Origin of the sequence: Bacillus sp. TH13, from assembly GCF_016651175.1 — a bacterium.
Lineage (GTDB): Bacteria > Bacillota > Bacilli > Bacillales > Bacillaceae_G > Bacillus_A > Bacillus_A thuringiensis_S.
In genome coordinates this window covers 77328-101577 of sequence record NZ_JAEKEJ010000020.1, presented here as the reverse complement: position 1 = coordinate 101577, position 24250 = coordinate 77328, and the positions used below count along the sequence as shown (strand labels likewise).

Sequence of the window (24250 nt, the reverse complement as noted above, 5' to 3'; positions counted from 1 at the left end):
ATATGAATGAATTGGATAAAAGGTAGTAATAAAAAACACTGCGCCTGGCAGTGTTTTTTATTATTTCTGCACATAAATACATAGTCATATTGATTAAAGTTTCACTTTATTGAAGAAAAATGCGAAAGCCATTCATAAAATATGGAAATGTTAAAATCCCTTTGATAAAATAGCAATATGTAAAAATAATTATTTGTTAATTCTTAATGTAATGAATATTCATGTTTAAATATACGAATTTAACTACATAGTTATTGTGCTAAAGGGGGAGAAAGATGTTAGATGAATTGTACAATGCTTTTTTAAATGCGTCTGGTTTTACAGAAAGTGCGAGGAAACGAGATCGGTATGATGATTTACATGATTATTTAAAAGATAAAGAAAGAGAGTTAAAGCAATTCATTCAAGAGGCTGAATCAGCAAAGAGAGAGTATGAGAGTAAAAGTAATGGTTTAGAAGCTAATAAAATTCCAGCAGTTGAATTTGAACAAAAACGTCATGAAAAGGATGAAGAATTACATACATTAGTATCCTATTTTAAAAGTGCATTAAGCGATATTGGATCTGCAAAAAGTACAGCTTATGCAAAGTATTTGGAATATAAAGCGAAAGCAGAATCGGAGAAAGCGTCAGCATACGCTGCAGCGACCAAGGCTTTTGAAGAAAAGAAAAAGGAAATTGAAAAACTTATCCATTAAGTATACAAAGAATGGAGGAAACGAACATGAGTGGTAAAGAGGTTGAAATTATAGGAAGTAACACTGCAAGTGCCATTTCTTACGCACAAAACATTGAAAATGGTATGAAGGATTCTTTAAACCAAGCGAAAGACTTAAAAGCATATGTCACAGGTGCGAAATGGAATGGAAAAACGAGAGATGCATTTTTAAGTTATCTTGATTTAATCATTCAATATAATTCAGAAATGGTAGAGGCATTTGAGGGGCATACGAAAGCTTTGAAAGAGTTAGATAAAAGCATTCAAACGTACGGAGATAGATCGGAAGTAAGAGCGATAAAACAACTGTGATGGAGAAACGAGGGATAAAAGAATGGGGAAAGAAATGAGTTTTGCACCTGCTGAATTATATGTTCTCGCAGGTGCAGCTGGGGTTACCGATATATTTGGATTGCCAAACCGTGACGCAATTATTTTACTTGATGCAGAATGTGTCACGAAAGCAACTACGAGTTTAAAAGAAAAAGGCCTACTTACAAGTGAAAATGGAATTACCCCTGCAGCTTTTCAAATAATTGAACTATTAAAGGAATATGAAAATTGTCATGAATACACGAGAATGAATAATGTATTAATTGGCTTTTTAAAAGAGGATAAAGACCGAGTGGCTGTATTAACAGAAATAGAACCAAATAAAAAATACGAGATCGACTACATATCAAAACCGGACGTATATTTTTCATTATTAACACGCATACCCTTCTTATTGAGAGAACCGAGAGAAATAGAAGATACATTTTTCTCAAAGAGAATGACAGAGGCAGAACAACAAACATTTGAGGAAAAAGATTTATCAAATAAAGACGTTATAGCGATAGAAACGTATACGAGGCCTCGAAGTAATAGAGGAGGAAAATGGGAATGTTTCTTATATTTCACTGAAGGAGAAGATTTCGTTCAAATAGATGTAGATCGTAATCGATATGACTGGGTGAGCCTCTATGCGGTTAATAAGAAATTGTATGACGTGTTAAAAATGCCATATAAAAAGTTAATTGACCCGAGACAATTCTCGTTAGGAGGTATTCAATAATGCAAGTATCAATGGGAGATAGTGGTTCTGGTGGTGGAGAAGAAGTATTAGTTAATTTTCAAGAACTACTTGATATAGTAATGAAGTTAGAAAATATATATAAAATCCATGTAGACGTCATTGGAACGAATATTGAGAGTTTATTAAGCTGTGATTTTTATCAAAAAGGTGAAGCGATGAGAGTAATTGAAAAATATCCTGATATATTACACAAAACACTAGAATTGGCTGAACACTATTCTAGGTCAGCGACAGTTGTAGGAAATGTATGTGTAGAAATGCTTGAAAAGGACGAACAATTACGTGAAATATTAAGTAAGTTGTAGAAATCACCATACGGCTGGGGGGATGAAAACGAGATGGATGTGAAATATAGACCTGAACCATGGCAAAACATGGGGGATGGTATGAATCGAATTACAAAAGATGCACTCATGAAATTACGGGAAGCAAATGAATCATTAAAAAGAATTGATGGAAGAATACGAGATTTAGACTCGGATGGTAGTATCCATTTTAATCCTAAAGATCAATCGCAAAAAATCGGGGAATTACTTGATAGCTATTCGACATTACAAAAATATTGCGGAGAAGCAGGGCGATTAGTCTCTGAACATATAGATAAACCTTTTTTAGTAGAAATGGATAAATTCGCTCAAAAAATGAGAGATACATCTATTCTCAGTTTTGAAACAAATAACCGAATTGGCTCTACAACAACGACAGTATTACCAGGTGCGCATGCAGGCTACGGAAGTGTACCACAAACAATACAGAAGAAGAAAGATAAAATAACAGTAGAAGATATTTTTAGAGATTCACCTGCATTTGATAACGTACTGAGAGGGGAATACAAAGAACTAAAAAAACAAAATCCAGATGCAAAACTAAATTATGAAGAATATAAGAAAGTAGTCCCATCCACACGAGGATTTGAATACAAATCGATAGAAGATGAACAGAAAAAACTAGAAATGGTGCGAGACATAGGAATAGGCGTAGGAATCATCATCACAACAATCCTTTGTCCACCACTCGGGGCCGCTGCCGCAGTAGTATACGGAGGTGTACAAATAAAAAGCGGTATCGACGGAGAAGACTGGGGAACACATAGGAAATTGAGCCAAGAAGAGCGGGTAGGAAACATCATTTTTGGCGGATTAGATGCAATCCCAGTTGTTGGAGCAGTAGGAAAAGGAGTAAAAGCATTCAAAGGCACGAGTGAATTAGCTGATTTAGCGAATTTATTAAAATTCAAAGAAGGAATGCCTGGTTTTAATCCAAATTTGGGTAAAAATGTGGTACAATCGCTTAAGGAAAATAAGACTTTAAAGAATGCACTAGATGCTGTGAAAAATACTCCTATTCCAGTAGCAGTTAGGATGGTGGATACTGGAATAGGAGTGAAGATTCCTTATGTAGAATCTTCAACTGTTGGAGAAGTAGCTGGAAAGTTTTCAAAGGCAAGTACGGCAGCTAAGGATGACGCTTATCAACTTGCTAAGGGTAGTGGTGGTTCAGGAGTTAGTAAGGAAGGTAGTGTGGCTAAGGGTACGGGTAAAACTGGGGGACCTGTTGAAGTCAAAGCACCACCAGGAGCGACAGATGAACAGATAGCACAAGTTAAGGCTTATGTTGAGGGATCTAATAAAGCTTTAGAAGCGGGTGCTTTATCACCAACAGGAAGAGTATCAACTAAAGGTAAATTAAGACAAGAAGCTTCACGTGCGGCAAGACTAGAAGGCAAGCGTGCTGCCGATAATGGAGAAGCATACAAGGGACATGTTGGTCATGTTCCCGATACAACTTGGATAGGGAAACCGGATCCTCATAGTTGGTTAGACCTTGACCCAAAAGTTAATATGAGCATAGGTGGACAGGCTAATAAATATCCAATTGGTTATAAACCTACAAAATTTAAGTTTGTAGAGGAGGAGTAGACGGTGAATAATTGGAAAGATAAGATAGCTACAATGATTTTAGTGAAGCAGGAGCTAATGAAACAAGATGTAGAAAAAATATGGCCACACCATTTTCCAGAGGTGGGAGCAAATGAAAAATCTATTTGCACTATTGAACAAGAATTGGGATATAAACTTGATTCAATGTATCGAGAATTTCTTCAATATGCCAATGGTTGGGCAGGTTTTTATCAAACGGTGGATTTATTTGGTACGGAGCAATTAAAGGAATCTTCTATAATGGATTATGCTCAGATGCTATTAAAAGCTATAGATGATGTTGTTTTAGAGGGTAGTGGTGTTTTAAGACATGAGCTACTACCAATTGCAGTTTCGAAATTTGATAGGGATTTATTTGTTTTATGTCTACCTTCTTCTTCTAGACCAGGAGAGATTATTTGGTTTGCGGGCGAAGAAATAGATAGATTTGAGAACTTTGACGAGTACTTTTTAGCAATGATTGACTATAATAGAGAAGAAATATTAGCTTTAAAGGGGTAGTTTATACAATTATGCTTGTTTTAAGTGTATTTTACTGTACAGCTATAAAAACATAAATACTGATAAATCTATAGCAAAATAGATATATTGTTACTACAAAACTTACAAATTTATGCTACTTAAAAACATATGAACTTAAAGCACTTGATTGTCTACGAAAGGCAACGAGTGCTTTTTTAATAGATAGACATGCTATAAATCTTTAGAAATTATTTTTTATGAATTCAGGCTAATGAATATTACTATTATTATATAATTGAAAATACATTAGCAAAAGGTGCGGACTTCGTATCCCCATTCGTTAAAGGTGTAGAAATACTGCCAGATGGAAGTGTCGTTAGAACTGGAACGAACTATGGCGGGAAATTCCAAGAAGCCCATGATGCCTCAAAGGCGAGTATTCAGAGTAGGATCTCGAATTTGGAGAGTGGTGGGGTTAAGGGTACGGGTGATATTGGAACACCGCCTCGATACGGGGAAAGAAGAATCTCAAAGGAATTATATGATGAATTAAGAGATGGAACGCCTACTGCAAAGCTACGGGAAAAAGTTAATGAGGGGCATTGAGGATAAAATAGGAACGCCTGACCCTGCTTTACCTGGTAAGTATATTACAGACAGACTTCAAGCTGATCATATCGTATCAATGAAAAATATAGCAAAGATGGAAAATTTTGATGAATTAACGAAAGAACAACAACTTAAGGTTTTAAATAATGAAGAGAATTTTCTAGGATTAAGTGAAGCAGCCAATAAATCTAAGGGGTCTAAATCTTATTCTGATTGGACAATTTATAAGAAAGAAAAAATTGAAGTTGATCCTAAGTTTAGAGAAGAAATGATAAAGAAGGAAAAAGAATTAGAAATGAAATTACAAAAACAAATTGATGATTTTGTTGAAGGAAATAAAAAGGATATAGATAAATAAAGGAGATAGAATTATGGAACAAAAACTTGGTTTTTTAAGAAAATATAAAAGAAATGCACAACTTATATCATGCCATGAGATTAATAAACTTGATAGTGGGAAAATACCAAATTCATGGTATGAATTGTTTCAAGAAGAAAATGTAGACAAGAGAGTTGAGAGTATTTTATCGATATGGAAAGAGCAAGTAGGAGTGGAATTAAGAAACACTATTTCTTATTTGTCTAGGCACCTTGAAGAAGTGGAGCTTATGAACACAAATGGTAGATATTCAATTTTATACACTATTAAAACAGATAATGGGGAAATTCTATATTATGAAGGGGAAGTCCCAAAGATGAGTTTAATAATGAAGAATTAGAAAAATCTTGGGATAAGATTCCTTCAACAATACGAAATTTTTATCGAACTGTTCATAATGGTTTCTATTTTTATGCGAGTCAATCTATGGGTTTAGTTCCTTTAGAAAATGTAACTTTTTTTGATGATGATGAATGGGGTATTATTGAGGAGTTAGAAGAACCTTTACAAATTGATTTACAAACTACTTTTGGTTTCTTTAAAAGTGGTATGGGTGGTTATGTTGCAGTAGATTATAAGAATTCTAATAATGATAATGCGACTTTATGGTGGACGAATAAAGAGCCTAGATATAATATGAATTTTTGGGACATTGTTGATGAATGGATAGTAATTGGATTTGAAGTTTAGTTTAAAGGTTCTGTTGCAAAGTTTTTATATAAACAAAAAAATCCTAATTTAGTAGGTAGAGTTTATACAACTTTGAATAGATTCTCTAATTCATTGTACGTCGAAAAAACGAAGTACGAGCTTAGGTGAGATGACATTTTACTGGGTGATGAATATAATCACATGGAAAGTATATTAAACTAAGAACCCGTACAAACTCGTCAATTTTAACTTAGTAGTTGTCATGGCATGTAAAAGGTGTCTTAATGTTAATACAAAACTTACAGATCTTATAAATCTTACAAATTTATGCTACTTAAAAACATATGAACTTAAAGCACTTGATTGTCTACTTGAGGCAACAAGTGCTTCTTTTTTGCATAGAAATTTAACAGATCACTATAATTTTATTATGTAAACTTTTACATAGTTTTCTATATAACTAACGAGAAGAGAAATGTTTACTATTACTTTCATTTCTGTTATGAAAATTCTACAATAGAAAACAGAACGTATATTTGGTATAATCAAGACATACTATATGAAACGATGTACATGAGTTTGAGATTTATGAAAAAAGGTAAGTAATACATAATAATAAATACGCTATAGGATTCAGTTCATATTATACAAATCAATCGTTAGAAAGGAACAGATGTAATGAATCAAATTTCATTTGAAGATTTATTTGAAGAAGAAAAAGAAAAGGTGGAGGTAGCTGAGGTATGTAAGGTACCAGCCCCTTTATCACCATTACAAAAAGATATTTTAGAATTAATTGATTCTGAAGAAATAAGTGCGCTTGAGCTATGTGAACGATTAATACGATCTGGTAAAATACCCGATGAAAGATTTACTACGAATAAGCCTAAAGCATATGGACAAGTATGTTTACTATTAGAAGGTTTTGTTACAGAAGGAAAACTTATTTTTATCAAAGATGATGAGAAAAGAGATAGGGTATATAAATTGAAAGAAGAAGTTTGAGATGTATAGTGGGAGATGAATGATTGGTTCCCTTTAACTTGCAGCTCCGTTAGTCTAGTAATGTCCACAAAAAAGGTGTCAATCTCTCCTACATTGACACCTTCATACTTTTAACACCTTACATATTTACGCTTAAAACCAAGTCTTCCTCTATCAAGTTCTTTCTGAATACTCTCTGAAGCATGTAGCAAACTGCTTTTTTTATTATCACGTTTCACTTCAACTATACCAACTTCTTTTGCAGTTTCGACTGCTTTTTCATGTAGTGGTACATATGAAATTGCCACGGTGTTTAGGAAATTATTTATAGCAGATTTTGTTCGTTCTGGAGAATGATGAATTGTATCTTTCACCATTTCAAGCATATCGGAAATTTTACTTTCGGAAAATTCATTGTCTTTGCGATTTCCTAAAAGCCAACAGTAGCAACTCCACCCGGCAGACATTTTAAGCTCGTCCCCACTTGCAATCCATTTATCAGCAACGTCTTGTGCAATATTTGATTCTGATAAAGTGACTGCCACCACATAATCAGACAACATATAGAAATACGCTCCGTCTATCCAGCGATCAAAATCAGACTCACTCATAGCTTTCGGATCGGCAATAATGCCTGCAAAGTACATAGCATCGTAATTGCCTGTCGCATAAAGTTCTTCAGCTAACTCTTGGTTTAATTTTATTTTTTTGGCGATTGGTTTCATAGCACCTGTAGCTACGCCAAAAACTGGCTCATGGGCACCGTTAGATATGTATATTTTTTTCGTACGTTCCTTACCTAGATCTTCAAGTTCTTGCATAACTGTTTTAAAATCCATAGTTGTGCACTTCCTTCCTTCATGTAAGAGCCTTTTTAAGTCTTTCATATTTCTTATGTTAATACTAATTGTATTCAAGAGGTATGTCTACTTTCTAAAAGTATCGAAACTTGGTTTGAATTTTAGATGAAATAAATTAGCTCTTTATTGTAAATAAAGAGCTAATTAAATGGAAGTACACGGAATGGTTTCAATATGGTTCGGTAATATGCAAACGCAAGATCAGTTGGATACATATATAGATGTTACGTATGATGAAGAAGGAGACGCTATACCAGCGAGTTTTTTTGTTGATTTTAATATTGATATGATTGATGTAGATGAGGATTTTATTGAAAAGGAAGTGTTAGAAGAAGCGAGTGATGACATTTCTATGTTATTAACGGGATGTTCATATGATGACAAAATACTTTCTCGAATTAAGGAAGTAGTTAAATTAAATAAATGCTATAATTCTATCGTTTTAATTTATAATTTTCAGTATGACAATTCGGTTAGTAATTTTGAAGTTTTTGATTTTGTGACTGCTACAAGTTATCTATAGTTAGAAGCAAAGTATAGTAGAATAAAAATGCATTTGTATAGTTTTTCCAATGAATATTTGGTATGATGGTGAATGGGAAAAATATACAAGCAGTTAGTGGTTCATAAAAGGGGGATTGAATTGAAAAGAACGCCTGAATTTGTATTAGGTTTAATTGGTGGCATTTTGGGAATTATTATTTCCATAATATTAATAGTTGTAGCGTTTAATATTATGGAAGGTGTTGATTACGAACTTTTAGCTTATTACTCTATTATTTTAACGGTTCAAATAGGGTTGTTCATTTTATCGTGTTTAGTAAACAAGGTTAATAATAAAGTTTATGGAGTTTGTATGATTGTGATTCCTATAGTTATGTTATTTATGTCATTATTCTTTTTACTTATTCCGACAATTTTACAAATTATATCTGGTTCATTTGCATTTAGGACATTAAAGTTAGAATCGAATGTAAGCTAAATATAATTATTAACGTCTGAATATTCGGTTTTTTAAACGTTTTCGTTTGCAGTTCAAATTAACATAAAGTACAAAGTTGTACGCTTTAGGAGGAGAAATAGATGATTATTTGGTCTGGTTGGGGTTTTTTAGTCGCAATTATTGTAATTATTAATACTCTTTTGGGTAAGGCTATCTTTGGATCTATAACGGGGGACGCTACATATTTTCAAGACCATAGTTGGCCAATGGCGGTAATGTTTATTATATCAGGGGTTATGTCTTGGTATTTAGGTAAATATATTAATAAGCCAGATGGGAAAGTTTATATAGATGCCGAAACTGGTGAAAAAGTTATGTTTAACAAAAAGCACTCATTATTTTTTATAAAAATGGAATATTGGGGACCGATTCTAGGAGTTATTGCGATTGTAACTTTAATTACAAGATAAAAAAAGAGGATGGGTATAGTAAGAGTAATCTATTCAAGTAGAAGGAGAAATCAGTCATGAATGCAAAGAAACTACTAGGGGTAGCAGTTCCGGTCATGTTGTTATTTGGTTGTGGAGTTTCTGAGAAAACGAACACTTCTAAACAGGAGAAAACGGAAGAGTCTAAAGTAAAAGAATCGAAGTCTAATAGTAAGAAAGAAAAAGTTTCAAAGGAAGACTATCCTAATAAAGTGTATAAATTAGGAGTAGAGTTTGATAAGTTGTTTGCGGAGCATAACAATATTACAAGAGAGGTTTTTGACGGTAAGAAAAAGAAATCAGATATAGTAGATAGTGTGAAAGAATTAAATAAAACGTTAGATAAATTCGAGTCGATAGATCCCCCTGCAGAGTATGTAAATCAACAAAAGGATTTTGAAAAAGCAATTAGTTATTTTAGAGAGTCTTTTTCTTTAATCAATGAAGTATTCACCCGAAAAGAAAAAAGAGAAAAAGGCGATAAGACTGATAAAGAGTTAATGGAGAAATCCGAAAAGTTAGTGAAAGAAGGAGATATTTACTGGCTTAAGGCATTCAAAGACCTTGAAGGGGATATTAAAATCGGTGACGGTACAGTATCTGTGAAAGATTTGAAAGAGTTAGATAAGAAAGCTGGAATTAATACGGATAACGTTATGAAGAATGTGAAGGATGGTACGGAATTAATCGGTAATTGGGGATTCCAAGGAACAGACGGTTTCAATATGTCACTCATTTTAAAAGGTGATAAGACATTTGAAACGTATGGTAAAGGTGAGTATCCAAATAAAAAGAATTATATTGAAGGAACTTGGGAATATGATAAGGAAGCTTTTACAATCTATTTACATCTCAATAAACGTTTAGTAGACGGTGTAGAAGATACAATTCAAAAAAAGAAAATAGCATATAAAGTTCAAGATTATGAAGGGGAAAACTTGCGATTATTTAATGAGACGTCATTTAATACAATTAAGTATGTGAAGCAAAGTTAAAGTTATGTGGGACTAGGTTTAAATGGCTTGGTCCTTCATTAAAGTGCGAGTATGTAAATAATATGTTATCTTTCGTTCTGTTTACTTAATATCATGTTATTCTTTAATAGAGTAATAAATGGAGTTTTGCATTAAATATATGAGGTTGGTTACAAATGATAAAGAAATTTACTAGATTAGTATTAATAGTGGTTATCCCAATCAGTCTTATTACAGGTTGTGGGGCTGCTGAAAAAACTGAAGCACAAAAGCCGAAAGCGGTACAAACGGAGAAAAAGGACTATATGGATTACTCATATGGTAGCAAAGGTATATTAGTAAGTGGTAAAGCGAAAGAACGGCAACAATACGAGATTGGATATATGGATGATAATAAGTTAATTGGGATTGACGAAAATATTGAAGACTGCATTATTTTAGATAATAAAGATGAAGCAGGTCTCATTTGGAAACAAATAGAGCGTGGATCTATTATTGAAGTGCAATATGGTAAAAATCGCAACGATATCGTCGGCGTACAATTAGTAGAAGATCGTGAGCCATACGAAATTAGTGATAAGTTTGATCGAAATACGATAAACGAAATTGTTGAAAACGTTAAAGGGAATTTGTAATAGATGTATTTCGATAGTATAGGATCTCTTATTATGAAATTGTGAATCAACGGCATTTTTTATATGAAAATGCCGTTGATTTGTGTTAAAAAATAAATGCTATTCTATAGTCTTGTAGAAAAACACGTATTAATCATAAATGAATTATTCTTCGTTCAGCTGTGATGATCGCCGCAAGGTTATTATCCAAAATAAAAGAGCACAAGCACTAATAGATACACCTAATATGCATACGCCATCCCAACCATATTTTGCATACGTATTTGTTGAAAGAATTGCACCTGTTGCACTACCGATAGAATAAAAAATCATGTAACTGGCAGTAAGTCGACTTCTTGCTTCGGGACGCACTGTGAACAGCATACTTTGATTGGTGACATGTACAGCTTGCACCGCTAAATCTAAGAGGATAATGCCGAAAATTAGTAATAATAGAGAGTGATTAATAGATTTAATTAGGAGCCATGAAAGTACTAATAAAGATAAAGCTATGCCAGTTGTTCTTTGTCCTAATCCTTTATCAGCTAATTGTCCAGCTTTAGTAGCAGCTAATGCACCTGCAACTCCAGCAAGGCCGAACGCACCAATAGCTGTATGTGAAAGATTATGTGGTGTAGCACTTAGAGGTAATACTAAAGAAGTCCATAAAATACTGAATGAAGTGAAAATGAGCAATGCTAATATTCCGCGAATGCGTAAGAGTCGTTCTTCTATAAATAATAAGAGTACAGAACGTATTAACTTCCGGTAAGGCATAGTTGTCATTCTGCTCTGTCCAAGAGTAGGTAAATTACGATATAACAAAACAGTTACGAATAGTATAAGGGTAGCGGAAGTGAGATAAACGGACCGCCATCCAGCTAAGTCTGTTAATGCGCCTGCAAATGTACGCGCAAGGAGAATGCCTATTACAACGCCGCTTGTAACGAAACCTACTATGCGTCCACGTTCTGCTGGATTTGCTAAAATGGATGCGTATGCGACGAGTGTTTGCGTAACTGTTGCAAGAATTCCTACTAAGGCCATACCTATAAAAAGTACGATGGCCGAGGGAGCGGTCCCAATTACAATTAAAGCGATAACGGATAAAACCATTTGAACAATAATGAGTCTTTTTTGGTTTAATAAGTCACCAAGTGGAACTAATAAAAGTAATCCGATTGCATAACAAACTTGAGTAATAGTAATCACAATACCGATAGTTGAATGACTAATCTTAAATTCATTTGATAAAGAATCAAGTAGCGGATGAGCGAAATATATATTTGCCACCGCCATCCCACAAGCTATTGCGAATAATAGAGTCATGTAGCGGGACATGTTTGTGCTAATAGGTGAATGTAACTGGGGATCATTATGTTTTAGAGTGGTCATTATCTTTTCTTTGCTATTCATAAAATCAGCTCCATTTTGTATTGTTGTAAATAACGTACCGAACGGTATGTTATTTTGTAAGTAAAATATAATCTTGAGTAAATGTATATGTCAAGTTTATTCTGATTTAATTCCGTTTTCTTTGACAAATCGTTTATAATTTAATACGATATATAATATACTGATTGGTACATAAAGTGTTGGTTTATAATCTGAAAATGTAGAGGAAGGAGATATTTTTAAATGGCTCGACTACGCGAATTTGATGAAGAAAAAGCTTTGGATGCTGCTATGCAACTTTTTTGGGAGAAAGGATACGCTGCTACTTCATTAAGTGATCTAACTGCTAAAATGGAAATACAAAAACCGAGTTTATATTCAGCCTTTGGTGATAAAGAGGGTTTATTTGAAGTGGCATTAAGGAGATACACAAATTTACATGCGGCTAATATACGAACAAAACTTCAAAACGAACAATCTGTAAAAGAAGCAATTCGGATGTTTTTTGAAAATCTGGTGGAAGAGGAATATAAAAAAGAGTTCAGTAAAGGCTGTTTTTGTATTAACACAATGGTTGAGCTTGCTCCTCATAATGAAAAGTTTGAAGTACTGACTAGAGAACATCAAATGTATCTTGCAGTTATCTTTCAAGAATTAATCATGAAAGGAATTCGATCAGGAGAACTACAAAGTGATTTGAACGCTAAAGCATTAGCGCAAACATTAGTCACGTCCCTAATTGGATTAACAGTGTTAATGAAATCACGCCCAGAACGTTCCGTTATAGATAATTCGGTATCTATAATAGTGTCGTTAGTAAAATAATTTTTGATTGAGATGTTAATCAAAAATTAAATGTTAAGAAAGTCGATTCCTTATTAAAATAAGAAATCGACTTGTTATAATTATATATTTTGTAAGTTGTCTTTCCAAAAATTATAGCTATTATCAATAACTTCTTTTAATTTGAAATAATTTTCTCAAGTAACTTGCACGCGGTAGAGAGTTTCTCCATCGTCTGTAAAAACACCCGAGTAATCATCTATATACTTCCACTCATCCTCATTGTTAAAGTAGTACATTGCGAATTGGTTGCCCTCATCATTTAACATGTCGTCTACTAACACGCCATCCCAATTTATATAAATTTGTGTGCCAGTCATTTGTTTAAGTTTAAATTGATTATTTTGACGGCATTTGTAATTAGTTGTAAAATAATGTTTGTTGACGAATTTTATAAAAAGTATGTTAGATGAAATTCATCTGTAGGGATGACATATAAATATTTTCTTAATGGGTATAAAATATAGTAATTTAAATATATAAATAAAAAGAAAATGCATTAGAAGTACATAGTAGATTCATATTTTAAAAAGTTAATGTGACAATAAAGGGAGGTTGAGATACATACACGGCGGGAATGTGTATGTATCTATTATAATAATGAATAAGACAATCAAACAACAAGTAATCGCACTATCAACAAGTCTAGTGATTTTAGGGAGCGTACCTTTATCAGTATCAGCAGAAGAGATAAACAACTCTCAAACTGATCAACTTAATATTGCCCAAGGAGAACACGGATCGGGCGGATTAAATTATTCTAATTTCAAGTTGGAAGTTCCTAATCATGTACAAATTAACGAAGCAGAAGTATCTGAAAATGAAAAAATGCTTTTAGAAGAATATAAGCATAAACATGATGAAACAGAAGAATTAAACAAAATGCAAGATGCTAAGAAGGGACAAGTAGCAGAAAAGGAAGCTATTTCAAACATTGAAAAGGCATTTGAATCTGTAGATGGTCGAAATGATGGGTCTGATCGTCAAATGAAACCTGTTGCAAAGCCAAGAGGTATTCAATATAGCGCACAGAGTACGAAGAAATATGGAACACTTGCAGGAGTTCCATTTGTGGAGTGGATTGTTCCAGCAGGAAATCCTGATATTCGTCCTGCAAATCCGATGAAAGCACGTTACATTACAATTCATGAGACCGCAAATACAGCCGCTGGTGCTAATGCTGAAAATCATGCGAAATATTTATACAAGCAAGCAACTGAAGGCACTTTCCGAACAGCTTCATGGCATTTTACTGTAGACGATAAACAAATTTATCAACACTTACCAACAAACGAAAATGGTTGGCATGCAGGAGATGGAGATGGATCAGGAAACAGGGAATCTATCGGTATCGAGATCGCGGTTAACCAAGATGGTGATTACAATAAAGCATTAGAAAATGCAAAACGACTTGCAGGTTATTTAATGAACAAAGAAGGAATTGGTGCAGATCATATTTACAAGCATCAACAATGGAGCGGGAAAAAATGTCCTGACATTTTAATTTCACGTGGTAATTGGGCTGGTTTCGTACAAGGAATTCAGTGGTATGCAAATATAAATGCGCAGATTGATACGCCTTTACAAGATAAAAATGACTCATTTAATCCAAATGAAAATAATCCAGCTGAACCTAGCATGGAACTAGTGGTAAATGGTAGTGGCATCAATGTACGTAGTGATGCGGGTATTGAACATCGTGTTGTACGTAAAGCTTCAAACGGAGATCGTTACAAAGTATTAGCAGTTAAAAATGGTTGGTATAAAGTAGGTAATGGAGAATGGATTTTCTATGACCCAAGTTGGATTAAAATTAACTACAATGTACCAAAGGAAGAAGTACAAAAGCCAAAAGATGATATTACAGGTGGCTGGTTTGAAGGGCATATTCGTAAATTAAACAGTCTAGGTATTATGCAAGGCGAAGGTAATGGTGTATTTGCGCCATATCGAAATGTAACGAGAGCGGAGTTTGCGAAATTAATCTCCAATGCTCTTAAACTACCAGAGGGAAATAAGTCATTTGTAGATATTAATGAGGCACATCCATCACTTCATGACGGTATTAAACGTTGTGCAAGTGCAGGAATTATTAATGGTCGTGGTGAAGGGATTTTTGATCCTAACTCACCAATTACTCGTGAAGAAGTATCTATTATGATTGACAAAGCATTACGATATAAAGGAATTACAGGTGAGTTAGTAGCATTACCATTTACAGATAAGCATTTAATAACATACAAAGAATCGGTTCAACGATTATACAGTCTAAAGGTAGTTAATGGTATTGGAAATAATGAGTTTGATCCCCGAGGTACAGCAACTCGTGGTCAGGCAGCTGCCTTTATTGTGAAGATGTTAGATTCAATGCAAAAATAAAAGGAAACTTTAATCAGTGAGGGCCACTCGCATTGCAATCGAGCAGTTTATTCACCGAATTTTGAAATGAGAGTGTTACTGCCCGCAAATAGCAGAATAAATTGTATGTAGAAGCTGACATTGGTAGAAGTAAAAAATAAGAAGAATTTGAAAGGAGCTATCCAAAATAATAATTTGGAATAGTTCCTATTTAGTAGGAAGAACAAATTGTATTTCATAGATTGTAATGCAGAATGCCCTTCCAAGCCCCTCATAAGCCCCTACCAAGTAATAAATCACTAAAACAAAAACAAAAACAAAAACAAAAACAAAAACAAAAACAAAAACAAAAACAAAAACAAAAACAACTACAAGAACAAAACAAGCACGAAAAAATGAAACCGGCGTTGTAGTAGTAAAAAAAATTGTAATTCGAATGCCAAAACCATTCCCGCATTCCTATTTTTATAATGAAGGATTAAAATCTTCCTATTTACTAGCAAAGAGTGGAGGGAAACATATGGCGGTATACCGTAATGTGCAGGTGAACTTTTGGCAAGATGAATTCATATTAGATTTAACGCCAGAGGAGCGTTATTTTTACATATATTTGTTAACTGGTACGAAAACGAAGCAATGTGGTATTTACATATTACCGAAGCGTGTGGCAGAGCTTGAAACAGGTTATAGTATGGAGACTGTTGAGAAGTTGCTAAACAGGTTTGTTGAGTATGGAAAGATTCTATATGATACGGAAACGAAAGAGGTATTCATAATAAACTGGTTACACTATAACCCTATTTCAAATACGAATGTAGAAAAGTGCGTATTACGTGAGTTAAAGACTGTAAAAAGTAATGAGTTCATACATATCTTTTTACGTAAATGCCTTGAAGAAGAATACACGATTCCATTATTACTGCAGCATTTTGGTATGCCAAAAGAAGAGGATAATAGTAGTTCACAAGTAGTTATTGAAGAGAAAGAAGAAGCGGAAGAGGTAGAAAGTATAGAAGAGGACGTTCCAAATAGTGAAGTTTATAAGTTTTATGAACAAAATATTAGTAGTTTATCCCCATATATTGTGAAAGAATTGAAGAATTGGATACAAAGACTTTCTGGAGAGAAAGTGTTAGAGGCACTTAAAATTGCGTTTGAAAATAATCAGAAAACGTTAGCTTATGTGAAGGGGATTTTGAGGAATTGGTGTAGCAAAAAGTTAAAGGATTTTAGTGGGGAGAAGTGTGTAATGGGAAGTTTAGAGAGAAGGAAATGTATGTTGAGTAGTGTATTTTAATTTACATTAATTTAATGTAGAATATACGTTCGTTTTTGTGGGTTTTATGCTATACTACCATTAAATAAGGGTATTTTTATAATAGATAAAAAGATGCGGGGGGTACAAAGTTTGACTACTAGTACATCTGAGTTGTTTCAATATATTAATATGACAGAAGAACAGGAACAATTATCACTACGATATTTACAGACAAAAGAAGAAGAGATTTTAAAAGATATTGAACTAACGACGATTCTTGATCAAAAAAGAAGCGATTTTGCGGAGCGATTTATAAACGATTTTAGGAAAGTACATAAACAAGATCCGGGTTTCTTTCGGTTATTTTATCATATACTCGAGGAGCAATTATTAAATGTTCTTGTAGTCCGTTTTGCGCATGTCAGTTTTTCTAAAATGAAGGTTTATTTAGAAAAAAGTGCACTACCTTTGGACAAACTTGTAGCAATTGCATGTAGGTATTTATCTAGTATTTCAAGTTACGTCAATGAAGCAGATGTTTTTCTTAGAGAGTTAACAAAAGAGAAACCGAACTATATAGAGGAACAATTACATACTTTACCAACTAAGCAGCAATTAACATTACTTCTCGTAATGTTTGATGTAGAGTATGAAAAGTTTCGTACATATAGTTCTTTATTGAATGAGAGGTTAGAAGAACATACAGAATTTATATTAAAACTGCTAGGGGAAAAGGAAAAGGTTGAAGCAGTTAAACGGTATTTAAAAGGTGAAGATGATAGTGAAGTATTTATAGGTGGGAATTTACCGGAACATATTTGGCGGCTATTATTTTGTGTTCATAAACATTCGAATGTTGCGAGGCGATATATTGAGATATTGGCGAAGAAAAATGTTTGGGGTTTTATAAACTATGCAACACGTTATATGTGTCACACTCTCGGTCAGTCTCAAAACCACAAAAAAACTGGTAGTGTAAATAGAGAAACATATGAAGAAATTCAAAGTTTTTGTACACAGTTTTGGATTTCTAAGGAAAGATTTTTTGCGCATCGTCTAAGGCAACATGATTTGAATAGTGAGGATTTTTGTAAGACGTATGAATATGGATTGCTATGCTTTATGTTGGAGGAAAACCCTGAATTTATTCAACAAACTTTGCAATATGTAAGTAAAATGAATTATCTCATCATCGCACGAACGCTAGCCGAAAAAGGATATGAGCTAAATAGAGGGAAAATGCGAGAAGAATTTTTTGTTGCTGCTTTGCAAATTAAATTGTCTACAGTGCGGGATACATATTGTGATTATTTACTAGGGAAGTTGTCACTTGAGGATATAAAGCAAATACTTAAAAATCCGAAATATAGAAGTATGTATTGGGGTATGCCGGTGTTAGAGGTTGCGCTTCTTTGGGATATAGATGATGTAGCGAAAAGGGAAGCTGTACTTACACTACAGTTTGGAGATGATGATAGTGTTAATTTATACGAACTTCTTTACGAATGTTCTGTCAGAGGAGTAGAGCCGAAACAAGTATTAGAAGATTTGCTTTCGTATGGGTTAAGTAAGGAAAAACTTATCGCTTATGCAGTTGAAGAAGCTGCATGCTACAGTGAAGAGAGAAATAAGGCGAAGGAAGCGCTTGTTTGTGTAATTGTAAAAGAACAAGCATATATAATTGAACGGTTTGATGAGTATTCTGCTATGGCAAAAGCATATATTTTAGAAGAGTTAGCAAAGGATAACATGGTTAAAATGCGTCCGATTTTAATTAAAAGCTTAGGAGATTCATCTAAAAAAATGCGTGAGTCTGTAGTTAAACTGCTTTCAAAAGATATAGAAGCTGCAGCAGATGTAGCAGTTGAACTTCATAATAAAAAGAAGATTGTTCGTGAAAATGTGATGAAAATACTAATAGAGTATAAGCTTGAAAAATATACGAAACTTGTACAGGAAGCTTTGCAAGAAAGTAAAAATGCATCTTTCGCAGGAAAATTGTCGTTTTTATTTCAAACGGAGGAAGAAAAGATCGAAGAACTATGTGCACGTATTTTAACGGAACAAACAAGAAATTCACTTCTGCAATTGATTGGGGATGAGCCACAAATCCGTTTACGTGACTCTAATGAAATTGCTGATGCTGCAATTCCGTTAGCCTATTTACAACAGTATATTTCAGATGCTGTTATTGAGAAGAAAGAAACGGCAGAAGTAATTGGTAGAGCTTTAAATGAAGAGGACTTAAAAGAATATGTGCAAACAATATATCAAATATGGATTTCTCAAGACGCAGATGTGAAGAAGCGTGGAATTCTTTCGTTATACGGAATGTATAGTGACGACAAAATGGTCGACATACTTATAAAGCAAATTGATGAATGGGTGCTTCAAATGAGAGGAAAGATAGCAGCGGATGCCGTTCGTGCTTTAGGTTTGTCTTCATCTAAGCTTGCACTTATGTCTATTCATGCAATAGCATTTAAATATAAACATAAGCAAGTACGTAATGCAGCAAAAGAAGCCCTAAGTCTTGCTGCGAAAACACGTGGTATAACAGAGGAAGAGCTGGAAGATCAATTGGTGCCGGACCTTGGCTTTACTATACATGGTGAAAAGATAATTGATTTCGGGAATCGAAGTTTTACTGCCATTTTAACTACAGAGTCAAAAATTGAATTAGAGACAGAGGAAGGAAAACGTATGAAGTCACTTCTAAAGCCGAATGCAAAAGATGATGTAGAAAAGGCTGAAGAGGCTAAAAAAGAATTAGCCTCTTTAAAGAAGGAGCTCCGAACTACTCTTTCAATGCAAAAACAACGATTAGAAGCGGCACTTTCGTTAAAGCGTTATTGGTCACATAATGCATGGAAGTCTGTATTTATGGATAATTCAATTATGAAGCAATTTTCTATTTCACTCATTTGGGGTGAGTATAAGGAAGGGAAGTTGCTGAACGCATTCCGTTATGCAGAAGGTGGCGTGTTCTGTACAATTGACGGGAAGAGTTATGAACTTTCATTTGGCACTGTTATTGGTTTCGTTCATCCGTTAGAATTGTCTGGGGCGGAGAAGGAATTATGGAAAGAGCAATTAGAAAGTGCGGGAATTGTTCAGCCGTTCCTACAAATTGAGCGTCCAGTGTTTGTAGTAGAAGAGAATGATGAGAGTGCTATTGAGAGATTTGGTGGTATTTTACTAAATGGTCGTTCGTTATTCGGTAAGATGACGAAGCTTGGATGGATCCGTGGATCTGTTCAAGATGGCGGTGTGTATTATACGTTTTATAAAGAAGATACTCGTACTGGATTAGGGGCAGAGCTTTCATTTAGCGGAGCGCCGATTGGTTATGAAGATGAAGAAGATGTATGTGTATTTGACATTCAATTTTATAAAGCAGGTACAGTGAATCATAGTTCATATGAATACGATGAAATTGATGATGAAAGACGCATTGTACCAAAAGAAGTAGATAAACGCTTCTTTAGTGAAATGTTATATGATGTGCAAGTAGCGACAGATGCAAATCTTGGGCATAATGAAAGTTGGCGTAGCAAACGATAAGAAAGACCCCCTTCATTGGTAGGAAAATGAAGGGGGTTTTTCAATGTTTTTAAAAGGTTCTTTCTCAAAAAGACGCGAATAGTGTGAGAAAGGGGTGGTTATATGGAAGTCGTTATAAAGAAGAAACGAAAAAGGGGAAAAAGAATTTTTATTTGGGCTAGTAGTATCGTTCTTTTTTTAGTTATTTCCGCTGTGATTTTTTTGAACATATATACGCTGAAATCTATGCCAAAGATAGATGGAACGATAAAGCTAGAGGATTTACAACATGCTGTTACAGTGAAGCGTGATAGTAAAGGTGTACCGCATATTAGATCGGAAAATGCACATGATTTATATTTTTCACAAGGATATGTACAAGCGCAAGATCGGTTGTTTCAAATGGATTTAAGTAGAAGACAAGCTTCTGGTATGTTAAGTGAAGTTGTTGGGGAAGCAGCTGTTGACCGAGATAAATTGTTTCGAACACTCGGTTTACGGCGAGCAGCAGAAGCCTCAGTTAGTCAATATGATGGGGAAGTAAAATATGTCCTGCAGTCATTTGCTGATGGGGTGAACGCTTTTATACGTGAGGCGAAAGCGGAAAAGAAATTACCAGTTGAGTTTACTATATTAGGTTATGAACCTGCTGAGTGGTCAATTGTTGATACTTTAACAATTGGAAAGTATATGGCGTTTGACTTAGGAGGACATTGGCATGGACAGGCGTTTCGATATTGGGCGCTGAAAAACCTTCCGAAAGAGCAAGCAAATGAGCTATTTCCTAAATATCCGAAAGATGCTCCTAGATTGCTAGCTGAACTGAAAAATACAAATGTGGACGTAGCGCAAAGTTTTTCAAAAACGATAATTCCCCCGGAGTTTAACGGTAGTAATAACTGGGTTGTGAGCGGTGAGAAGAGTGCGTCAGGTAAGCCGATTTTAGCAGATGATCCTCATTTATCTCTTGCGACGCCTTCTATTTGGTATCAAACGCGACTTGAAATGAAAGGTTTAAATGTGAGTGGCGTTATTTTCGCTGGAGTACCAGGTGTTATATTAGGCCATAATGAAAAAATAGCGTGGGGCGTTACGAATACGGGGCCTGATGTGCAAGATTTATATATTGAGAAGAGAAATCCTAATAATGAAAATGAATTTCTGTATAACGATAAATGGGAGAAAGCTACCGTTGTTAACGAGTCGATTAAAGTAAAAGGCAGGAAGACAATTCCTTATAACGTTACGATTACGAGACATGGGCCAGTAATTTCAGAGTTTGCGGATAAGGGAAAGGAAAAAAAGCAAACCGTATTCTCTTTAAAGTGGACAGCTTTAGAACCGTCAGCTGAGTTAAAAGCTGTATTAAATATGAACAAAGCAAAAGACTGGAATGAGTTTGAAACCGCTCTTCAAGATTTTCATACACCAACCCAAAACTTTGTGTTTGCATCAAACGACGGTACAATTGCTTATAAAGCGAATGGAAATATACCAGTGCGTAAAAAAGGTGATGGTAGCTTGCCTGTTCCAGGATGGACAGATGAATATGAATGGGAAGGGTATATTCCATTTGATCAATTACCGAAAGTTGTAAATCCGAAAGAAGGGTTTATTTCAACTGCGAATAATAAAATTGTTGATGATGATTATCCGTACCATATTAGCGATACGTGGGCGCAGCCATATAGGCAAATGCGTATTCAAGAATTTTTGCAAGAGAAGGAAAAGTATACGGTGAAAGATTTAGAAGAGTTACAGATGGATCAAAAGAATTTATATGGGAAAGAGTTTACTCCTATATTTTTAAAAGAGTTAAATAAAGCATCTTTAAATGAGGTAGAGAAAGAAGGCGTAAACCAATTAACAAAGTGGAATTTTTACGATAGTAAAGATGAAGCGGCACCATTAATATTCCATTTGTTAATGAAAGAGATTTCAAATACGTTATTTTCAAAAGAAATACCGAAAGATGTAATGGAGTTATTTAAAGGGAAGTCACAAGTTGTTGATGAATTGATTCGAAAAGAAGTAGCGGGAGAAAATAGCGCTTGGTTTACGAAGTACGGAGGGTTAACAAAAGTTGTGCATACATCGTACGAGAATGTAATGAAGAAATTGCAGAAGGAATATGGACCCGATGTTGGGGGCTGGAAGTGGGGCGATTATCATCAACTCGCTTTTACACATCCAATTTCGAAATCATCGAGTATGTTAGCATTACTAGCTTTTAATCGTGAGAAACCAGTTCCGATTGGGGGAAGTCAAGTTACCGTTCAAGCAGCGAGTTACGGCGATAACGGCATTGTAAATCACGGGGCTTCTTGGCGATTCGTTATTGATACGAAAGATATGTCAAACGGTTATCATATCGTAGGACCAGGACAGTCGGGACATTTTAGAAGCGATTGGTATCATGATCAAATAGATGATTGGGTAAATGGCACGTATCATACGACTACTTTAAATACAGATGGAATTGAAGGGAAAGTATTAACTTTGCAGCCGAAGTGATAGTAAGTTCTTATTTGTAGATGGCCCAGCTTTATGAAGTAATAATCCTTCGGCTAATGAAAGTTTTGCATAATAAAAGAGACTCTTACGATTGTAAGAGTCTCTTTTATTATGATAATGGATAAAATATCCTTTTTGTAAATGAGCGACAAATTTTGACAAAATATTGTACAGAGACTTGTTATAATAGCTTTTGGAATATTATGTTTATTAAACAGAGGATGAAGTAGTGTACAACAAGGAAAATTTCTTAATAGTCGCAGTGAAATCTAATAGGGGGATTTAATATGAGCATTAAAGTAATGAGAGCAACAGGGATAATGGGCGGAGCAGCAAGAGTTGCTGTAAAGGTAGATAACGAAGTAGTAATAAAACTTGAGAATAACGAAGAATATACGCTTCCTTTTGAATTAGGTGAAGCGAATATTAAAGTAAAACAATTCTTTTTTGGAAGTAAAGAAAAGAAAGTAAAGGATGGCGATGTAGTAGAAATTAAGATAAATAGTATTGCCATGCTATTACTGATAGTGTCAATGATAGCTGTTTTATTCGGTTCGTCAATTGGTATAAATATTGTTGTTTTTGGTGTAATAGGAGCTTTAGTTACGTTAGTATACGGATTGAATAACTAGTTTTGTTTAGAGGTTAAATAATTATTGTATATATATTTATTTCAGTTGATTTACTATACATGGGATGAAAATATTTTTAAGTGGAAAATGGAGAGAATCAGTATGAAGAAAATGGTTGTAATATCTAGTTTGGCGCTAATATTAGGTTTAACAACTGGTTGTAGCAGCGAAAAAACAAGTGGACCTAAAACAGTATCTGTAAAAAAAGAAAAAGAGTTAGTAGCGAAAGATATTTTTAAAAAAGCAGCTGACGGATTAAAACAAGAGGAATATCTTACATTGACATCTCTTATGTCAATGAAGGGGAGCGGCCAATCAGAAGAAATTAAAATGAAAATACAGATGGAGCCGAAACTGAAGAATTCTAGAGCTGAAATGAAAATAAGTGGTACAGATATTGTAACGTATGAAGTAGATGGAAAGGTCGCTGCTCAAGTGAAAAACCCTGATACAGGAGAGTTAGTTACGATACCTAATGATCAATTTAATGTAAATGATGTAATGGTCAGTAAAAATTTACTTAATGAGTTAGATTTACCGGAAGCTTTGGCTAAGAAAATGAAAGCAAAGAAAGATGGAGACACATATAAACTTACACTTGAATTAAAGGGAAAAGAAGCGGTAGATACGTTACAAAAAATTAATGGAGATATGAAAAAATTAACGGAAGGATTTAATATGGATGCGTTTAACATTGAATATATAATAACAAAAGATTATAAATTTGAAGAGATGCGAACAACTATAACAGTGAGTGAAAGTAACTCAGATAAAAAAGCTAGTACAGATAAGCAAAAATTGGATGCAGTTGTGAGTATAAAGATTGATTCATATGAAAAGTTTGATTCAATTAAGTTACCAGAAGGGATTCAATAATTTCAATCGTAAAAGGATAAAAAGGAGCGGAAATCTGCTCCTTTTTTATTTTTCCTACTATTTTTAGAAGATTTATATGAATATAGTTGAACGGCACTTCATTTTTTTCTGGAATAAATGTGAAACGTTGTATA

General features: G+C 34.2%; 22 protein-coding genes and 3 pseudogenes. 22 read left to right on the top strand and 3 right to left on the bottom strand.

The window, feature by feature from the left end:
- Positions 1–275 precede the first annotated feature (275 nt).
- From JFU02_RS05225 to JFU02_RS05185, 10 genes and pseudogenes are all read left to right on the top strand, one after another.
- Positions 276–698: a hypothetical protein gene (locus tag JFU02_RS05225; RefSeq protein WP_000883468.1), complete on the top strand. Its 423-nt coding sequence runs from the start codon at positions 276–278 to the stop codon at positions 696–698.
- Positions 699–724: 26 nt separating this feature from the next.
- Positions 725–1030, top strand: coding sequence for a WXG100 family type VII secretion target (locus JFU02_RS05220; RefSeq protein ID WP_000014538.1), 306 nt, complete (start codon positions 725–727; stop codon positions 1028–1030).
- A 22-nt stretch (positions 1031–1052) separates the two neighbouring features.
- Positions 1053–1772 (top strand): DUF5081 family protein, encoded by a 720-nt coding sequence (locus JFU02_RS05215; protein WP_098323801.1) that lies wholly within the window; start codon positions 1053–1055, stop codon positions 1770–1772.
- Positions 1772–2098, top strand: a complete 327-nt coding sequence (locus tag JFU02_RS05210; protein WP_001198201.1) for a hypothetical protein — start codon at positions 1772–1774, stop codon at positions 2096–2098. Before JFU02_RS05215 ends, JFU02_RS05210 begins: the two co-directional genes overlap by 1 nt.
- Before the next feature lie 33 nt (positions 2099–2131).
- Positions 2132–3712: a hypothetical protein gene (locus JFU02_RS05205; protein WP_242488062.1), complete on the top strand. Its 1581-nt coding sequence runs from the start codon at positions 2132–2134 to the stop codon at positions 3710–3712.
- Positions 3713–3715: 3 nt separating this feature from the next.
- Positions 3716–4234, top strand: coding sequence for an SMI1/KNR4 family protein (locus JFU02_RS05200; protein WP_001067164.1), 519 nt, complete (start codon positions 3716–3718; stop codon positions 4232–4234).
- Positions 4235–4456: 222 nt separating this feature from the next.
- Positions 4457–4688: pseudogene (locus tag JFU02_RS32575) on the top strand (hypothetical protein); the annotation flags it as partial.
- A gap of 192 nt (positions 4689–4880) precedes the next feature.
- Entirely contained in the window at positions 4881–5162 is a 282-nt protein-coding gene (locus tag JFU02_RS32030) for a hypothetical protein (protein WP_086406997.1), read from the top strand.
- A gap of 13 nt (positions 5163–5175) precedes the next feature.
- Positions 5176–5873 (top strand): annotated as a pseudogene (locus JFU02_RS05190) (SMI1/KNR4 family protein).
- Between the two features lie 639 nt (positions 5874–6512).
- Positions 6513–6839 carry a DUF3895 domain-containing protein gene (locus JFU02_RS05185; RefSeq protein WP_001071909.1) on the top strand — a complete coding sequence of 109 codons (327 nt, stop codon included), beginning with the start codon at positions 6513–6515 and terminating at the stop codon, positions 6837–6839.
- Positions 6840–6949: 110 nt separating this feature from the next.
- Here the strand turns inward: JFU02_RS05185 and JFU02_RS05180 are convergent, their stop codons facing one another.
- Entirely contained in the window at positions 6950–7657 is a 708-nt protein-coding gene (locus JFU02_RS05180) for a DNA alkylation repair protein (protein ID WP_086406970.1), read from the bottom strand.
- Positions 7658–7826: 169 nt separating this feature from the next.
- Here JFU02_RS05180 and JFU02_RS05175 point away from each other — a divergent pair, with 169 nt between their 5' ends.
- The 5 genes from JFU02_RS05175 (at position 7827) to JFU02_RS05155 (ending at position 10718) form a co-directional block, all read left to right on the top strand.
- Complete coding sequence (locus JFU02_RS05175) at positions 7827–8201, top strand: immunity 22 family protein (protein WP_086406971.1); 375 nt, start codon at positions 7827–7829, stop codon at positions 8199–8201.
- Positions 8202–8321: 120 nt separating this feature from the next.
- Positions 8322–8660 carry a DUF4064 domain-containing protein gene (locus JFU02_RS05170; protein WP_000831724.1) on the top strand — a complete coding sequence of 113 codons (339 nt, stop codon included), beginning with the start codon at positions 8322–8324 and terminating at the stop codon, positions 8658–8660.
- 101 nt (positions 8661–8761) lie between these two features.
- The gene (locus JFU02_RS05165; protein ID WP_000587853.1) at positions 8762–9091 is read left to right on the top strand and encodes a hypothetical protein; all 330 of its coding nucleotides are present in this window, start codon (positions 8762–8764) and stop codon (positions 9089–9091) included.
- Between the two features lie 56 nt (positions 9092–9147).
- Positions 9148–10104, top strand: a complete 957-nt coding sequence (locus JFU02_RS05160; RefSeq protein WP_086406972.1) for a DUF3994 domain-containing protein — start codon at positions 9148–9150, stop codon at positions 10102–10104.
- Between the two features lie 155 nt (positions 10105–10259).
- Entirely contained in the window at positions 10260–10718 is a 459-nt protein-coding gene (locus tag JFU02_RS05155; protein WP_086406973.1) for a hypothetical protein, read from the top strand.
- Positions 10719–10862: 144 nt separating this feature from the next.
- Here the strand turns inward: JFU02_RS05155 and JFU02_RS05150 are convergent, their stop codons facing one another.
- Positions 10863–12113, bottom strand: coding sequence for an MFS transporter (locus JFU02_RS05150; protein WP_086406974.1), 1251 nt, complete (start codon positions 12111–12113; stop codon positions 10863–10865).
- Between the two features lie 222 nt (positions 12114–12335).
- On the opposite strand from JFU02_RS05150, the gene JFU02_RS05145 reads away from it, so the two are divergent.
- On the top strand, positions 12336–12917 hold the full coding sequence (locus JFU02_RS05145) for a TetR/AcrR family transcriptional regulator (protein ID WP_000113327.1): 582 nt from the start codon (positions 12336–12338) through the stop codon (positions 12915–12917).
- Positions 12918–12997: 80 nt separating this feature from the next.
- On the opposite strand, the pseudogene JFU02_RS32025 reads toward JFU02_RS05145, so the two are convergent.
- Positions 12998–13276: pseudogene (locus JFU02_RS32025) on the bottom strand (DUF7832 domain-containing protein); the annotation flags it as partial.
- A 259-nt stretch (positions 13277–13535) separates the two neighbouring features.
- Here JFU02_RS32025 and JFU02_RS05140 point away from each other — a divergent pair.
- The 6 genes from JFU02_RS05140 (at position 13536) to JFU02_RS05115 (ending at position 24116) form a co-directional block, all read left to right on the top strand.
- Entirely contained in the window at positions 13536–15314 is a 1779-nt protein-coding gene (locus JFU02_RS05140) for an S-layer homology domain-containing protein (RefSeq protein ID WP_201070271.1), read from the top strand.
- Positions 15315–15813: 499 nt separating this feature from the next.
- On the top strand, positions 15814–16590 hold the full coding sequence (locus JFU02_RS05135; RefSeq protein WP_089172135.1) for a DnaD domain-containing protein: 777 nt from the start codon (positions 15814–15816) through the stop codon (positions 16588–16590).
- Between the two features lie 111 nt (positions 16591–16701).
- Complete coding sequence (locus JFU02_RS05130) at positions 16702–20115, top strand: DUF4132 domain-containing protein (RefSeq protein WP_086406977.1); 3414 nt, start codon at positions 16702–16704, stop codon at positions 20113–20115.
- 102 nt (positions 20116–20217) lie between these two features.
- Positions 20218–22608, top strand: a complete 2391-nt coding sequence (locus tag JFU02_RS05125; protein ID WP_000454316.1) for a penicillin acylase family protein — start codon at positions 20218–20220, stop codon at positions 22606–22608.
- A gap of 287 nt (positions 22609–22895) precedes the next feature.
- Entirely contained in the window at positions 22896–23240 is a 345-nt protein-coding gene (locus JFU02_RS05120) for a hypothetical protein (RefSeq protein WP_201070206.1), read from the top strand.
- 102 nt (positions 23241–23342) lie between these two features.
- The gene (locus JFU02_RS05115) at positions 23343–24116 is read left to right on the top strand and encodes a DUF6612 family protein (RefSeq protein WP_086406978.1); all 774 of its coding nucleotides are present in this window, start codon (positions 23343–23345) and stop codon (positions 24114–24116) included.
- The last annotated feature ends 134 nt before the right edge of the window (positions 24117–24250 follow it).

Excerpts from the sequence above, each read along its gene's own strand:
- JFU02_RS05145 (WP_000113327.1), top strand. The coding sequence starts at position 12,336 with ATGGCTCGACTACGCGAATTTGATGAAGAAAAAGCTTTGGATGCTGCT.
- JFU02_RS32030 (WP_086406997.1), top strand. The coding sequence starts at position 4,881 with ATGAAAAATATAGCAAAGATGGAAAATTTTGATGAATTAACGAAAGAA.
- JFU02_RS05215 (WP_098323801.1), top strand. The coding sequence starts at position 1,053 with ATGGGGAAAGAAATGAGTTTTGCACCTGCTGAATTATATGTTCTCGCA.
- JFU02_RS05120 (WP_201070206.1), top strand. The coding sequence starts at position 22,896 with ATGAGCATTAAAGTAATGAGAGCAACAGGGATAATGGGCGGAGCAGCA.
- JFU02_RS05205 (WP_242488062.1), top strand. The coding sequence starts at position 2,132 with ATGGATGTGAAATATAGACCTGAACCATGGCAAAACATGGGGGATGGT.
- JFU02_RS05185 (WP_001071909.1), top strand. The coding sequence starts at position 6,513 with ATGAATCAAATTTCATTTGAAGATTTATTTGAAGAAGAAAAAGAAAAG.
- JFU02_RS05225 (WP_000883468.1), top strand. The coding sequence starts at position 276 with ATGTTAGATGAATTGTACAATGCTTTTTTAAATGCGTCTGGTTTTACA.
- JFU02_RS05125 (WP_000454316.1), top strand. The coding sequence starts at position 20,218 with ATGGAAGTCGTTATAAAGAAGAAACGAAAAAGGGGAAAAAGAATTTTT.
- JFU02_RS05175 (WP_086406971.1), top strand. The coding sequence starts at position 7,827 with ATGGAAGTACACGGAATGGTTTCAATATGGTTCGGTAATATGCAAACG.
- JFU02_RS05220 (WP_000014538.1), top strand. The coding sequence starts at position 725 with ATGAGTGGTAAAGAGGTTGAAATTATAGGAAGTAACACTGCAAGTGCC.
- JFU02_RS05140 (WP_201070271.1), top strand. The coding sequence starts at position 13,536 with ATGAATAAGACAATCAAACAACAAGTAATCGCACTATCAACAAGTCTA.
- JFU02_RS05165 (WP_000587853.1), top strand. The coding sequence starts at position 8,762 with ATGATTATTTGGTCTGGTTGGGGTTTTTTAGTCGCAATTATTGTAATT.
- JFU02_RS05135 (WP_089172135.1), top strand. The coding sequence starts at position 15,814 with ATGGCGGTATACCGTAATGTGCAGGTGAACTTTTGGCAAGATGAATTC.
- JFU02_RS05210 (WP_001198201.1), top strand. The coding sequence starts at position 1,772 with ATGCAAGTATCAATGGGAGATAGTGGTTCTGGTGGTGGAGAAGAAGTA.
- JFU02_RS05180 (WP_086406970.1), bottom strand. The coding sequence starts at position 7,657 with ATGGATTTTAAAACAGTTATGCAAGAACTTGAAGATCTAGGTAAGGAA.
- JFU02_RS05115 (WP_086406978.1), top strand. The coding sequence starts at position 23,343 with ATGAAGAAAATGGTTGTAATATCTAGTTTGGCGCTAATATTAGGTTTA.
- JFU02_RS05160 (WP_086406972.1), top strand. The coding sequence starts at position 9,148 with ATGAATGCAAAGAAACTACTAGGGGTAGCAGTTCCGGTCATGTTGTTA.
- JFU02_RS05150 (WP_086406974.1), bottom strand. The coding sequence starts at position 12,113 with ATGAATAGCAAAGAAAAGATAATGACCACTCTAAAACATAATGATCCC.
- JFU02_RS05155 (WP_086406973.1), top strand. The coding sequence starts at position 10,260 with ATGATAAAGAAATTTACTAGATTAGTATTAATAGTGGTTATCCCAATC.